Annotated in this window: 12 protein-coding genes, 1 tRNA gene and 1 pseudogene; 2 read left to right on the forward strand and 12 right to left on the reverse strand. The window is 34.5% G+C overall.

The features are described 5' to 3' along the window. Positions 1–405: 405 nt before the first annotated feature. The gene (locus LQ189_RS12330; RefSeq protein ID WP_026707723.1) at positions 406–1,269 is read left to right on the forward strand and encodes an RNA polymerase sigma factor RpoD/SigA; all 864 of its coding nucleotides are present in this window, start codon (positions 406–408) and stop codon (positions 1,267–1,269) included. 501 nt (positions 1,270–1,770) lie between these two features. Continuing rightward, a complete protein-coding gene (gene rpe / locus LQ189_RS12335; RefSeq protein ID WP_230157516.1) occupies positions 1,771–2,433 on the forward strand; it encodes a ribulose-phosphate 3-epimerase in 663 nt (220 codons plus the stop codon). Between the two features lie 27 nt (positions 2,434–2,460). On the opposite strand, the gene LQ189_RS12340 is transcribed toward rpe, so the two are convergent. From LQ189_RS12340 to mraY, 12 genes and pseudogenes are all read right to left on the reverse strand, one after another. Further along, positions 2,461–3,279 carry a zinc-dependent peptidase gene (locus LQ189_RS12340; protein WP_370634855.1) on the reverse strand — a complete coding sequence of 273 codons (819 nt, stop codon included), beginning with the start codon at positions 3,277–3,279 and terminating at the stop codon, positions 2,461–2,463. A 65-nt stretch (positions 3,280–3,344) separates the two neighbouring features. Continuing rightward, positions 3,345–3,418 (reverse strand) — tRNA-Arg (locus tag LQ189_RS12345). Between the two features lie 64 nt (positions 3,419–3,482). Continuing rightward, positions 3,483–3,932: a GatB/YqeY domain-containing protein gene (locus tag LQ189_RS12350; RefSeq protein WP_230157518.1), complete on the reverse strand. Its 450-nt coding sequence runs from the start codon at positions 3,930–3,932 to the stop codon at positions 3,483–3,485. Positions 3,933–4,252: 320 nt separating this feature from the next. Continuing rightward, positions 4,253–6,190, reverse strand: coding sequence for a cell division protein FtsZ (gene ftsZ, locus LQ189_RS12355; RefSeq protein WP_221917720.1), 1,938 nt, complete (start codon positions 6,188–6,190; stop codon positions 4,253–4,255). A gap of 51 nt (positions 6,191–6,241) precedes the next feature. Further along, entirely contained in the window at positions 6,242–7,633 is a 1,392-nt protein-coding gene (gene ftsA / locus LQ189_RS12360; protein ID WP_086453028.1) for a cell division protein FtsA, read from the reverse strand. A 6-nt stretch (positions 7,634–7,639) separates the two neighbouring features. Then, a complete protein-coding gene (locus LQ189_RS12365; RefSeq protein ID WP_230157520.1) occupies positions 7,640–8,362 on the reverse strand; it encodes a cell division protein FtsQ/DivIB in 723 nt (240 codons plus the stop codon). Further along, complete coding sequence (gene murC, locus LQ189_RS12370) at positions 8,349–9,698, reverse strand: UDP-N-acetylmuramate--L-alanine ligase (RefSeq protein WP_230157522.1); 1,350 nt, start codon at positions 9,696–9,698, stop codon at positions 8,349–8,351. Before murC ends, LQ189_RS12365 begins: the two co-directional genes overlap by 14 nt. Positions 9,699–9,740: 42 nt before the next feature. Further along, the gene (gene murG / locus LQ189_RS12375) at positions 9,741–10,832 is read right to left on the reverse strand and encodes an undecaprenyldiphospho-muramoylpentapeptide beta-N-acetylglucosaminyltransferase (protein ID WP_230157523.1); all 1,092 of its coding nucleotides are present in this window, start codon (positions 10,830–10,832) and stop codon (positions 9,741–9,743) included. Positions 10,833–10,851: 19 nt separating this feature from the next. Then, the gene (locus LQ189_RS12380) at positions 10,852–12,138 is read right to left on the reverse strand and encodes an FtsW/RodA/SpoVE family cell cycle protein (RefSeq protein WP_230157525.1); all 1,287 of its coding nucleotides are present in this window, start codon (positions 12,136–12,138) and stop codon (positions 10,852–10,854) included. Between the two features lie 79 nt (positions 12,139–12,217). Beyond that, entirely contained in the window at positions 12,218–13,549 is a 1,332-nt protein-coding gene (gene murD, locus LQ189_RS12385; RefSeq protein ID WP_230157527.1) for a UDP-N-acetylmuramoyl-L-alanine--D-glutamate ligase, read from the reverse strand. A 110-nt stretch (positions 13,550–13,659) separates the two neighbouring features. Further along, positions 13,660–14,013, reverse strand: a pseudogene (locus tag LQ189_RS12390) (four helix bundle protein). A gap of 41 nt (positions 14,014–14,054) precedes the next feature. After that, positions 14,055–15,284, reverse strand: a complete 1,230-nt coding sequence (gene mraY / locus LQ189_RS12395; protein WP_086453022.1) for a phospho-N-acetylmuramoyl-pentapeptide-transferase — start codon at positions 15,282–15,284, stop codon at positions 14,055–14,057. Between the last annotated feature and the right edge of the window lie 67 nt (positions 15,285–15,351).

Consider the following 15,351-nt stretch of genomic DNA (forward strand, 5'->3'; position numbering starts at 1 on the left):
TGTATTCCAAGTAAAATACCCAGGACTTGATACTAAAACTAGAAAAGAGAAAGTATCAAAAAAAGCTCTTTTACCAAGACCTCCACGTGAGGAGAAAAAAGAGTAATCAGATCTTAGTTTACTAAAGGTTTATTTATAGAAAATCCCGTTCGCATTGCGAACGGGATTTTTGTTTTTATTAAAGCACATAACGTTCTAAAAAAGAAAGACTCCGCATTAGGGATAGCAGTGAAAATCCTTTTTATTCGTCGCGGCGAATAAAAAGATTGTAACGTATAGCCCGATTCGCCGCGGCGAAAATGCCCAAAAAAAACGTTTTAAAATAAAATTTAAAAATAAATGTAACTTTTTTGCAACTCCTTACGTATAACTATTTGTACACTTTAAAATTGAGGAGACAACACCATGAGACAACTTAAAATTACCAAGCAGGTAACGAATCGTGAAACTGCATCATTAGACAAATACTTACAAGAAATTGGAAAAGTTGATCTTATCACGGCTGATGAAGAGGTAGAGTTAGCACAAAAGATTAAAGCTGGTGACCAGCGCGCCTTAGAGAAATTAACAAAAGCCAACTTACGTTTCGTAGTATCGGTGGCAAAACAATATCAAAATCAAGGTTTAACCCTTCCCGATTTAATTAATGAAGGAAATCTTGGGCTTATAAAAGCAGCACAACGTTTTGATGAAACTCGTGGTTTCAAATTCATTTCGTATGCTGTATGGTGGATTCGTCAATCGATTTTGCAAGCTTTGGCTGAGCAGTCTCGTATTGTACGTTTGCCTTTGAACAAAATTGGTTCTATCAATAAAATTAACAAGATGTACGCTTTACTAGAGCAATCTAACGAGCGTCCGCCATCTGCTGAGGAAATTGCAAAAGAACTTGACATGACCGTAAATGATGTAAAAGAGTCTATGAAAAACTCTGGTCGTCACTTATCAATGGATGCTCCACTTGTAGAAGGTGAAGATTCTAACCTTTACGATGTATTGCGTTCTGGAGAGTCTCCAAACCCAGATAGAGAGTTAATTCACGAGTCATTACGCACCGAAATTGAGCGTTCTCTTGAAACTCTTACACCTCGTGAGGCTGATGTAGTTCGTTTGTACTTTGGTCTTGGTGACCAACACCCAATGACTTTAGAAGAAATTGGAGAAACTTTCGACCTAACTCGTGAGCGTGTGCGTCAAATCAAGGAAAAAGCAATCCGTAGATTAAAACATACTTCTAGAAGTAAAATTTTAAAAACCTATTTAGGATAACTATATTTGTTTCAAGTTTCAAGTTGCTCAAAACATCTTGAAACCTTAAACTTGAAACTTTTTTAAAGCAAACAACAGTCTGATTAACTGTTCGTTTTTTGATTGATGATTGAAACCTCGGCTGATTACCGAGGTTTTATTTTTTTAATAAAACCTCGGTCTGTTCTCCGCCACGGCAGATCGGGTTTCCGAGATTTCATTTTTTTCAATATAACCACAAATCACTATTTACTGAGAACGAATCACTGAATACTGTTCACTACTCACTATTCACTTCTCACTTTAAAGGCGTAACCTTCCGTAAAAACTTCGGGTCGGGCTATTCGCTGTATCTCTCCGTTGAACTACGAGGATGCCGCTTCTATCCCTTACGCAACCTTCGTTACTAAAAGTCGTTGTTTCTTATTGATGAAAAAGCACCTCAATTGGTCTAAAAAAACTATTTTTGCACCAACAACAACTTAAGAATCTGAAAACATATTCAGCTTAAACAACTACACAATGAAAAATACACTTATTGCTCCATCAGTATTAGCGGCTGATTTTGGAAACCTACAGCGAGACATTGAAATGATCAACAATAGTGAAGCCGATTGGTTTCATATAGACATCATGGACGGCGTTTTTGTACCTAATATTTCATACGGAATGCCAGTACTTGAAGCCATTGCTAAACACGCTACCAAAACAATTGATGTCCATTTAATGATTGTAGATCCAGATCGCTACATCAAAACATTTGCTGGACTTGGAGCCAATATCCTTAGCGTACATTACGAAGCGTGTACACACTTGCACAGAACACTACAGGCCATAAAAGCAGAACGAATGAAAGCTGGAGTTGCCATCAATCCGCATACTCCAATTGATTTGTTAGAAGATGTGATTAATGACATTGATTTGGTTTGTATCATGAGTGTGAATCCTGGTTTTGGTGGTCAATCATTTATTGAAAACACCTATTCTAAAGTTGAAAAACTAAAAGCCTTAATTACAAGAAAAGGAGCAGACACCCTTATTGAAGTTGATGGAGGTGTAACTAGTGCTAATGCAAAACAACTTGTTGAAGCTGGAGCCGATGTTCTTGTTGCAGGAAGTTTTGTTTTTAAAGCAACAGACCCTGTACAAACAATTCAAGATCTAAAAAAGCTTACTACTTTTTAATACAAAATGGCGCCTAGTGCGCCATTTTTATTGATTTTCTCTGTAGTTTATCATGGTAACAACATGATCATACAAATCTGGATGTACGGTTTTAAATTGAGCTGGTGTTTCAAAGAAATGTTCTAAAACTACTGCTAAAAATTCAAATTGATTTTCATACGCATAGGATCTAAAATACTGAGCATCGCTTAATGAGGAGCTTAAAACCGAATCAGAAAAATACTTGACTACTTCATTAAAGGCATCAAAAAAGATAATAGAACTGGGATCGTTATTTTTCATACAATGAAAATGCAGTACATGCGTAAATTCATGTAATCCTAGATTCAAATTATCAGTTGAACTTAAATGACCTAAGATAAAATCCTCCCAAGAAAAAACTACTGCTTTCATCATGGGATTAAACTCGCCTTTGTGAAAAACTTCATTTTCGGTTGAGAAGTAAGCCGTAGGATAAATAACAATTCGCTTGAACAACGGAACAAGATAATTACGCATCCCAAAGGTAAGCATGACATAAGTAGCTGCTATTAGCAATCGCATTTGCTCTGTAACTACAAGATCTTTACCTATAAATTGATATTGTTTTGTGAACATAAGTATTCTATGTTCAAAATACTCTTTTCTTTTAGCCGATAAGGTACTGTAATAAGGAAAATCGTCTGATAAAATTTTACGCTGATGTGGCTTCAGTCTTTTAGAGAAAGGATACCAATGTATGAACAATGGCTTATTAAAGAACATCATATAAGAGGGCTCAATAACATTAAACAGTATAAATAAAAGAAAAAAGAGACCTATAAAAACTGTCAAAACTACTTGGACAACCATATTAAAGTAATTCATTAAAAAAATGCCTCAAAAAACTCAAGATAACTTGTAATTTTCTAAGGCATTTAAAAGTTAAAAAGTGGCCGCGACAGGGTTCGAACCTGCAACCCTCAGAGTCGAAATCTGATATTCTATCCAGTTGAACTACACAGCCATTTGATTAGAGATTTGTGATTAACGATTCTAGATTTATAATTGTTAATCTTGTATCTTAAAATTTAGGTCAATAATTTTTTAACTATTGTAGAAATCGTTTTCCCTTCAGCAGTTCCACCAAGTTTTGCTGATGCTAATCCCATAACTTTCCCCATAGAAGCAATACCTGATGCTCCGGTTTCGGCAATAATTGCTGCAATAACGGCTTCAACTTCTGCTTCACTTAGTTGAGCTGGTAAGAATTTCTCAATAACTGCTATTTGCGCTAATTCTGGTTCAGCAAGATCTAAACGGTTTTGCTCTGTGAAGATTCGGGCACTTTCTTTACGTGTTTTTACAAGTTTTTGTAGCAACTTTACTTCATCGTCTTCTGAAATTTCTTCTTTAGATCCTGTTGCCGTTTGTGCTAGTAATAGTTCTGATTTTATTGCTCTTAATGCTTCAAGTGCAACGGTATCTTTAGCTCTCATGGCGGTCTTCATTTCGTCCATGATTAATGTTGATAAACTCATATCTTATGTCTTTGTTTTTTCAATTATGATGAAACAGCAGTTACGGCGCACTGTTGCTTACTGCCCCAGATGGTCGTGAAAAGCCTTTTTAGGGCAAAAAGCAATTTTTTTCTAAGAGTTAAAAAGCGACTGAAAGAAGCTCTTTTAAGACTGTAGAAAAAAAGCGTTTTGTACAAAAAGCTTGCAACAACAGCTGGATTCAGGCCCAACAAAATTACAGTATTTTAACGGGAATAGCAACTGCTATCTGGTGGATTGTAGTAAAAAAAGAAACCCGAAAATCATATTAATTTTCGGGTTTCCTAGAATTAATTAACACCTTAATCTACGTTATCGTGTAAATACGAATTATTAGAACGCAATTGCAAATCATTGTTACTATCTGTACCAACAGATATCCTTGAATTTGCAGTATTCATTTGATTATTTGAGATATTTATACCCAATCGTTTGTAAGCAGGTTCTTTCTCATATTCATCAATTTTAGAAACATTATTATGGAACTTATAATTGAAATCTTTTAATTTCTTTCTACGCTCATCAGCTCTCATTCGTAATGATTCTTCAATCGTCATTTCTGTAGGAGCAATGCTTTCAAAATCCATATGCTCAGCTGTTGTAGTATCTACTTGTTTCAAAGTGATATTCAATTCAGCTGGCGTAACCACTTCAGTTGCTTTTACTGCAGCTTTTGGCATAAACTCTGGTTCTTCATCCATATACTCCTCTAACGAATATTTGATAATTCCATTGTCTGAAAGCTCTGTTACTGGTACAAATTGAACTGCTTCATTTACTTTAATTTCTTTAGTCTCATTTGTCAATTCAAAAATTACGTTATTGTCTTGTTTTTGTTCTGACACTTCTGATTTAAAAAGAGGTAAATCAAATGAAAATGATGTTTGCTCTTGTTTTTCTGTTGTTTTTGCTTGCACCAATTGTGGCTCTACTGCTGGAGTAGAAACTATAAAATCGATATCAGTAATAGGTGAAACAATTTCGAATGTTACGTCTAAATTGTTTATAAAATCAGACATTTCAACCAAGTCTTCATTATTGATCGTTGGTGTGTTTACAACTGGAGTTTTTACAACTACTTCGTCCTCCATTAAATCAAATACAATTCTATCATTTGCAGAAGACGCTTTTGGAGTCTCCATATTTAAGTCAAATGCAGTTACAGAATTGTTTATTAAATTGTACACACTTTTTTGCTCATCCCCTAGCGTATGAATTATCTTTTTAGGCTCTGTGTTTACAATCTCATTTTGTTGTTCTATATCAAATCCTGTTGCAATAATAGTTACTGCAATAGCATCACCAAGAGACTCATCCTCACCTACACCCATGATGATATTGGCATTATGTCCCGCTTCGTTTTGAATGTGATCATTGATTTCCCCAATTTCATCGATAGTAATTTCATTAGTACCAGAAACGATAAGCAACAATACGTTTTTGGCACCAGTAATTTTGTTATCGTTTAATAATGGCGAATCTAGAGCTGCAATAATAGCCTCTTTTGCTCTGTTCTCACCTGATGAAACTGATGAACCCATAATTGCGGTTCCACTATTATACAAAACCGTTTTAGCATCTCTTAAATCGATATTTTGAGTATAGTGATGCGTAATTACTTCGGCAATTCCGCGTGAAGCAGTTGCCAAGACTTCATCCGCTTTAGAAAATCCTGCTTTAAAACCAAGGTTTCCATAAACTTCTCTTAGTTTGTTATTGTTTATAACAATTAAGGAATCTACTTGTTTACGTAATTTTTCAATTCCAATTAAAGCTTGCTCTTGACGCACTTTACCTTCAAAAAGAAACGGTAGCGTAACTATACCTACTGTTAAAATATCTCTTTCCTTAGCTAGTTGAGCAATTACTGGAGCTGCACCGGTACCTGTACCACCACCCATACCAGCGGTAATAAAAACCATCTTGGTATTTTGATCCAACATTTTTTCAATTTCGGAGATGCTCTCTATAGCTGACTGCTGTCCTACATCAGGATTAGCACCTGCGCCTAACCCCTCGGTAAGATGAACACCCAACTGTATTTTATTTGGCACTGAACTGCTATGTAAAGCTTGAGAATCTGTATTACACACTATGAAGTCAACGCCTTTTATTCCTTGCTTAAACATGTGGTTGATAGCGTTACTTCCGCCTCCACCGACCCCTATAACTTTTATTACATTTGATTGGTTTTTAGGTAAATCAAATGAAATACTTCCAAATTCTGTGTTGCTTGGCATAATTTTGGGTTTTTTGAAATTATTATTAATTCTTAGCTTCTTTTTTGAGTTTTATTCTGCATTATCAAGAAATTCTTTGATCCTATCCACATAACGATCAAAGAAGTTTTTTTGAATTCTAGTTGCGGTAGAATCCGGTTGTTTCTCTTTAATATGGTATTCTTCCTCTATTGCAATTTCAGACACTTCATTTACAGGAGTTGGTGCCACAGCCACGGGCGCTCTATAAACTGGTTGCTCTTTTACTGGAGCAACAAGATCCAATCGTACTGCACTTTGAGTTTTGTTTTCTATACTTTTCATTACTAACCCCACAGCTGTTGCATATAAAGGACTTGATATTTCCTCATCTGAATTCCCTGCTAGGTGCTCATTTGGATATCCTATTCTGGTATCCATTCCTGTAATATATTCTACTAGTTGTTTTATATGTTTCAACTGAGCTCCACCACCAGTTAATACAATACCTGCAATTAATTTCTTTCTTGGATCTTCATGACCATAAGCTTTCACTTCGGTAAAAACTTGTTCAATTATTTCAACTACACGTGCGTTAATAATTTTAGAAAGATTTTTCAATGAAATTTCTTTTGGCTCTCTTCCTCTTAATCCTGGTATTGATACAATTTCATTGTCACGGTTTTCTCCAGGCCAAGCAGATCCAAACTTCACTTTTAAAAGCTCGGCTTGCTTTTCAATAATAGAACATCCTTCCTTAATATCATCAGTAATAACATTCCCTCCAAAAGGGATGACAGCGGTATGACGAATGATTCCATCTTTAAAAATGGCTAAATCAGTGGTTCCTCCACCTATATCAATTAAGGCAACACCAGCCTCTTTTTCCTCTTGACTAAGTACCGCATCAGCAGACGCTAATGGCTCCAGTGTAAGCCCAGAAAGCTCAATACCCGAACTTTGAATACAGCGCCCAACATTTCTTATAGATGCTGCTTGCCCTACAACCACGTGAAAACTTGCTTCAAGTCTTCCGCCATACATTCCTATCGGTTCCTTAATCTCTGACTGACCATCAATCTTGAACTCTTGAGGCAAAACATGAATAATTTCTTCACCAGGTAACATGGCTAATTTATTTACTTGATCAATAAGAAGCTGAATGTCACTTTCGCCTATTACTTCTTCTGGATTGTGTCTGCTAATATAATCTGTATGTTGAATACTACGTATGTGCTGACCTGCAATACCTACTACTACATCTTTTATTTTAAAACCTGAATTATTTTCGGCATCTTGGATTGCTTGTTGTATAGACTGTATAGTTTGTGTAATATTATTAACCACACCTCTAGCCACACCAAGACTTTTAGATTTACCTAAACCTAAAATTTCCAGTTTACCATACTCATTTTTTTTGCCTATCATGGCAACTATCTTAGTTGTCCCAATATCTAGTCCTACTGCAATCTTCTCTTTTTCCATTATCAATTATTTAGTGCAAACTACTTGATCCGTAAATCGGAGGTCAATTTTTTTATATTTATACAAAGAACCATCCAAAACAGCCTTTTGAAAAAAAGCTTTATAATTCCTAAATTTTAACACAGCAAAATTTAGACTACCAAAATCTATTTGATAATCAAAATTTCTATTGTGCATAATTAAGCTACCATTTGGCATTATTTGTATTCCAATGATGTTCTTTTTCAAAAACTCATCATTGTAAATAACTTGAAATAATTTTGTTAATTCTTCGCTATTTTTTTTATTTCTCGCTCCTGAAACAAGCGGTACTCTCGCTGTAAAGTTATCTGACAAAGGCATTTTACCGCCTTGATAATCAATATAAAAAGACTTACCATTATCAAACACCCTAGCAATTGGAGTCTTTTGTTCTACCACTGCTTTTAACACACCATCAATGGTCACATATACTTCTGATTTTTTAATCATAGCATGTGAATCAATAGTGGTTTCTAGTTTATTCAAATCTAAATTAACTTTTTGAATACTTCTTACGTTGTCACTATTTTCTATCAACAATTTATTAACTATTTCTTGTTTAACAAATGGCGAATTAACTCCCACAAATGTTACTGTAGATTGCTTCAGTTTTCTATTTTCATTTCGTTTTGATGTGAAAGAAAATAAAAAAATCAACAGTACAAACATGAGTACTAATCGTACATTTGTCCAATTAAAGAGTTTCATTTAATGCTTTTTTAATTGTTGGCACCCATTCTCCTATATCTCCCGCACCAATTGTTACAATAATTGCTGCATCACTATTTACAATCTTTTGAACTAAATCTTTCTTTTCAACCAATTCTTTATGCTCATTAGTCATTTTTTGCAACAACCAATCTGATGTTATCCCTGGCATAGGCAATTCTCTAGCAGGATAAATATCCAAAAGCAAAATCTCATCAAAAGCCGATAAACTTTTGGCAAACTCATCCCCAAAATCATGAGTTCTACTAAATAAGTGTGGCTGAAAAATTGCCAACACTTTTTGGTTAGGATACAACTCTCTTACTGCTTGATGCACTGCGTTAATCTCAGTAGGATGGTGTGCATAATCATCTATATAGACTTTATGATCCGTTTTTATTTGATATGAAAATCTTCTTTTTATACCCTTAAATGACGCAATAGCTTTTGCAATAGCATCTTGAGGAGTTCCATATAAATTTGCCATACCAATTGCCATCAAGGCATTCATAAGATTATGCTTTCCTGGAAGTCCAAAATGCAAATTCTGCATCACACCAGATGGTGTTTGAACATCAAAAACATAACTTCCATTTCCGACACGTACGTTAAACGCTTTATAAACAGCATCTTCATTTACGGCGCAGGTTATTCCCTCTAATGGCAAATCCTTTGTTATGAAAAGATTATTTTTATCTTCTATTTTAGAGGCAAACTCTACAAACGACTCTTCAATTGCTGCACTTGTCCCATAAATATCTAGATGATCCGCATCCATAGAGGTAATGCAAGCAATATTGGGGTGCAAATGTAAAAAAGAACGATCAAATTCATCTGCTTCTACCACAGTAATTGTTTTACCGTTGCCTATTAAATTTGAATTGTAATTCTCAACAATGCCACCTATAAAAGCTGTCACATCAGCACCGCTTTCATTCAAAATATGTCCCAAAATTCCCGATGTAGTTGTCTTACCATGTGTTCCTGCTACTGCAAAACAAAACGTATTTTCGGTAATCAAACCTAAAACCTCCGCTCTCTTTTTTATCTCATATCCTTGTTCTAAAAAAAAACACCATTCAGAATGCGTTTTTGGAACAGCTGGAGTTACCACCACAAGCGTATTACTGATCAAGAAATCTTTTGGAATCAATTGAACATCATCTTCAAAATGAATTGAAATTCCAGACGCTATTAATTCATTTGTAAGACTTGAAGGGGTTTTATCATATCCAGAAACTTGCTTTCCTAATGTTTTAAAATAACGAGCAAGATTGCTCATCCCGATTCCTCCGATGCCTATAAAATAAACGTTATGTATGTTATTTAAATTCATTTTTGTTGTATTCTGATAGTATTAAACTACTTTATCTCTATTTTATTTTAACAATGATACAATGGCATCCACAATGTCTTTTGTTGCATTAGGTTTAGCCAATTTTTTCATGTTATTACTCAAATTTATTTGAAGTTGATGGTCATGAATAAGCTTATTGAAAACAGATTCAAACTTCAAATCCAACTCACTTTCTTTAAGCAGCAAAGCTCCACCATTATCTACAATTGCTTTACCATTTTTGGTTTGATGATCTTCGGCTACATTTGGCGATGGTATAAAAATTGTGGGTTTAGCTACCAAGCACAATTCAGATACTGATGATGCACCTGCACGCGAAATCACAAAATCAGCAGCAGCATAAATTAAATCCATTCTGTCAATAAACGAAACTACTTGAACATTTTCCCTGTCAGAAAAATGTTTATACTCGGCCATATAAAAATTACCACATTGCCAAAAAACTTGTACTCCTGAGGCAATTAAAAAATCAAGCTCTTTTTCAATAAGCTGATTAATTCGTCTTGAACCTAAACTTCCACCCAAAACTAGAAGTGTTTTTTTATTATCGTCTAAATTAAAATACGATATAGCTTCACTTCTTTTAGAATCGATATCTAATAAATCTTGACGAACTGGATTTCCTGTTAAAATGATTTTGTCTTGTGGAAAAAACCGTTCCAGATTTTCGTATGCTACACAAATTTTACTAGCCTTTTTACTCAATAATTTATTTGTAATTCCTGGAAAGGAATTTTGTTCTTGAATCAAGGTAGGAATACCACTCATCCCTGCTGATTGCAATAATGGCCCACTTGCAAATCCACCAGTACCTATTACAACATCTGGCTTAAACTCTTTTATGATTGATCTAGAGCGCCACAGGCTAGAAAGTACTTTTACAGGAAACAAAATATTATCAAGAGTTATTTTACGTTGTAATCCTGCGATCCATAATCCTTTTATAACATAACCCGCTTGAGGCACTTTTTGCATTTCCATCTTGTCCTGAGCTCCAACAAATAAGAATTCAGCATCTGGAAAACGCAATTTTAATTCATTAGCAATAGCAATTGCCGGATAAATATGTCCGCCAGTTCCTCCGCCGCTAAGTATGAATTTATATTGTTTCATTTTAAAAAAATTTCGAATCCTATTTATTAAACACTGCCTTCATGGGATTTATAGCTTTATCTTCGATGGAATAATCCTGCACCACTTCGTACTCTTGGTCAAGCTCTCTATCAATAAGTTTTTGCAACGCTTCTTCTCTTTTTGCAGCGTCCTTTTTTTCTTCTGCTATTTCTTCTTCTTTTTTGGTCACGCTAATGATGATTCCTAATGCAAAACAAGTCATCCAAATGGAGCTACCTCCACTACTTATAAGCGGCAACGTTTGCCCTGTAACAGGCAATAGTTCAACAGCAACTGCCATATTTACCATGGCCTGAAAAACCATAGGAAAACCTAAACCTACGACCAGTAATTTTCCAAAAAGGCTATTGGCTTTATGAGAAGCCACAACAAAACGAAATAGCAACAACAAGTACAAGACAATTACTCCAACTCCGCCCACAAGACCATATTCTTCAATAATAATTGCATATATAAAATCAGATGAAGATTGCGGTAAAAAGTTTTTTTGGACACTTTTACCTGGTCCTAATCCGTATAATTTTCCTGATGCGATTGCAATTTTTGCTTTCTCTATTTGGTAATCATCTTCTCCAGGTTTATCACTGGTGAAATTTTCAACTCTACTTATCCACGTGTCCACACGGTTGGGAAATGCATCTGGAAAAGTCTTAGCAATAATCATAAAAAAAGCTAACATTACTACTCCTGTCCCTACAACGATACCCATATATTTCAATGGATATTTGCCTATAAAAACTAGCATCAACACCATAGAAAAAATAAGGGCTGTTGTACTAAAATTTGCAGGTAAAATAAAAATTAATGTTACAAAAACAGGCAGCCATAACTCCCACACAGACGCTTTAAATGTTAAGGGTTCAGTTCTTTTTTTTGATAAAAAACGGGCTACGAATATAAACAACACCATTGAGGCTAGAGTCGAGGGCTGAAAAGTAACACCAATAAAAGGAATTTGAATCCATCTACTAGCGTTAGCACCTGCAATTACTGTGCCCTTGAATAATGTAAACGCTAAAAGCAACCAAACAAAGTACAAAGAACCCCTTGCAATAGCTTTGAAATAATGATATGGTACTTTATGCACCATAAAAATTATTGTAAAACCAATTCCTATATGAACGATATGCTTAACCAGATACCCCAGAGTATTCCCATCTCCTTTTCCTATGTAAGCTAAATTACTACTCGCACTAAAAACAGGCATAAAAGACAACAAGGCTAATAAGGCCACAAATGACCAAATCCCTTTATCCCCTTTTAAATTGCTTATTAGTTTTTTCATTTTCATTCTTTGTTACCAATTCTTATCCTTTTATTGCAGCAGATAAAACCGATATTCACCACTTTAAAATACTATTTACTTACAAACTTTTAACTGCTTGTTTAAATTGTTTACCACGATCCTCATAGCTTTCAAATAAATCGAAACTAGCACAAGCAGGAGACAATAATACGGTATCTCCTTTCTCTGACAAACGCTGCGCCATTTTAACAGCATCACTCATAGAAGTTACCTCAACCATCATGTCTACTACATTACCAAATGCGTCTATAATTTTTTTATTATCAACTCCAAGACACACAATTGCCTTTACCTTTTCACGTACTAAAGGCATTAACTCGTTATAATCATTTCCTTTATCAACACCACCTACAATCCATACTGTAGGCGCATTCATACTATCTAAAGCAAAAAAAGTAGCATTTACATTTGTAGCCTTAGAATCATTAATATATTGAATGTTCTGAATTTTCAAGACTTTTTCTAAACGGTGCTCAACACCCTGAAAATTTGATAAACTTTCACGAATGGTAGCTTTTCGAATTTGCATTAATTTTGCTACTGAAGTGGCTGCCATTGCATTTTTCATATTATGTTTTCCCTCTAAGGCGATATGCTCTGTATCCATTGAAAAATCCTCTCGGTTAATTTTAATTTCCATTTTATTTTGTATTATGTGAGCTCCTTCGTTGAATGTTTTTGTCAATGAAAAAGGAATTAATTTTGCTTTTGTTTGATGAGTTGTTAACCAATTATTGATCGCTTCGTCATCTGCGTCATAAATTAGATAATCCTCCTCTGTTTGATTCATAGTTATTCTAAACTTTGAATCGATATAATTTTCATATTTGTATTCGTATCGATCTAAATGATCTGGACTTATATTCGTAATAATTGCAATGTGTGGCTTGAAATTAAATACCCCGTCTAATTGAAAGCTGCTCAATTCAAGCACATAAAAATCAAACTTATTATCGGCCACCTGCCAAGCAAAACTTTTGCCTATGTTTCCTCCTAAACCTACATTTACCCCAGCTGATTTCAATAAATGATATGTAAGCATGGTTGTAGTTGTCTTTCCATTACTACCCGTAATTCCTATAATGGTAGCATTTGTAAAAGGAGCAGCAAACTCAATCTCTGATATTACCGAAACCCCTTTCTCTACTAGTTTTTTAACAATAGGAGATTTATCAGGAATACCAGGGCTTTTCATAACCACATCGGCATTCAAAATCAAATCCTCGGTATGCTTTTCTTCTTCCCATGGAATTGAATTGAGAGATAAAACCTCTTTATAATTCCCTTTTATTTTTCCAAAGTCAGATACGAAAACGTCGTACCCTTTCTTCTTTCCTAAAATTGCAGTTCCAATACCGCTTTCTCCCCCACCAAGAATAACTAGTCTCATGTAATTTTAATTAAAAATTGAGAATTAAAAATTAAAAATTTGTTAGCAACTCCATGGAATTAGCTCTATAACTTCAATTTTATGACACACAATTAATTATTTAACTATTTCTATATTTTCGATTTCAACGTTATTATAATCTTTGCAACTATTTTGCAAATTTCCTCCGCTTCAGAACATATACTTTCAAATTCATGAAGAGAGATGTAATCTGTTTCTTTTAATAATTTCAACCAATATATTGTCTCTCTAGTTTCTTTATAAGCGATTTCTAACTTAAACAAAAACTCTTTATCAGATCTCCCTCCTATAGACTCCTCAATATTTGCTCCTATTGATGTCCCACTTCTCAAAATCTGTTTACTTTACACAAACTCCTTTTTTATCGTTGTTAAGTACTTATATAAATTAACTATCCTAACCGCAAAAAGAAATGATTTCTGTTGAACAATATTTTCTTTCATTAGAGAATTTTAATTTTTAATTCTGCATTTTTAATTGAAACCTATCTCAATTTTAATGTAACTATGGACAGTATGGCTAACATGATGGCTACAATCCAAAAACGGGTAACAATTTTACTCTCATGATATCCCTTCTTTTGATAATGATGGTGTAAAGGGGACATCAAAAATATTCTTCGGCCTTCGCCAAAACGTTTCTTGGTATACTTAAAATAACTCACCTGAAGTACTACCGAAAAATTCTCGACTAGAAAAATTCCGCATAACAATGGGATTAGCATTTCCTTACGAACTGCAATTGCTAGTACAGCAATGATTCCCCCAATAGTCAAACTTCCCGTATCTCCCATAAATACCGATGCTGGATACGAGTTATACCAAAGAAACCCAATTAAAGACCCTACAAATGCCGCTATAAAAACCGTCATTTCTCCCGAATTAGGGATGTACATAATATTCAAGTAATTGGAAAAAATAATGTTTCCCGATACAAACGTAAAAATACCTAACGCCAGCACTGAAATGGCCGATGTTCCTGCTGCAAGACCATCTATACCGTCTGTTAAATTCGCACCATTTGAAACAGCTGTGATAATAAAAATTACCACCGGAATAAATATTAACCACGCCCATTTTTCATAACCTTCTCCAGTCCAAGCTAAAATTTCAGCGTAATCAAACTCATTATTTTTAAAAAACGGAATTGTAGTTGCTGTTGATTTCTCCTCAATTGGAGCTGGTAAAACAACGGTGCTAGTAGGTGCTCTAAAAATATCTGATGTAGACGTATCTGTACGTACAGTAACACCTGCATGAAAATAAAGAACGGTCCCTACTATTAATCCTAAACCTACTTGTCCTATTACTTTAAAAATTCCTTTTAAACCTTGCTTATCCTTTTTAAAAATCTTAATGTAATCATCAATAAACCCTATTGTCCCCATCCAAAGCGTGGTAACAATAAGTAATACAATATAAATGTTGTGCAGTTTTGCAAAAAGCAAAACCGGAACAAGCGTTGCAAATATGATAATCAAACCACCCATTGTAGGTGTACCCGCTTTTTCATTTTGACCCGCTAATCCAAGCTCTCTAACCGTTTCTCCTACTTGCTGTTTTTGTAAAAAGCGAATGATTCGTTTACCATAAATAGTAGACAATAATAGCGATAACATTAAGGCTAATGCTGATCTAAAAGTAATGTACTGAAAAACTCCTGTTCCAGGAACATCCATCATTTTGTCTAAATATTCAAATAAATAATACAGCATATATCTTTGTTTATCTGGTTAACTGTTATTTTGTTTTTTCTTATGAATCGTTTTAAATACTAAACGA

It is taken from the genome of Flavobacterium sp. CECT 9288 (assembly GCF_918731615.1).
Taxonomy (GTDB): Bacteria; Bacteroidota; Bacteroidia; order Flavobacteriales; family Flavobacteriaceae; genus Flavobacterium.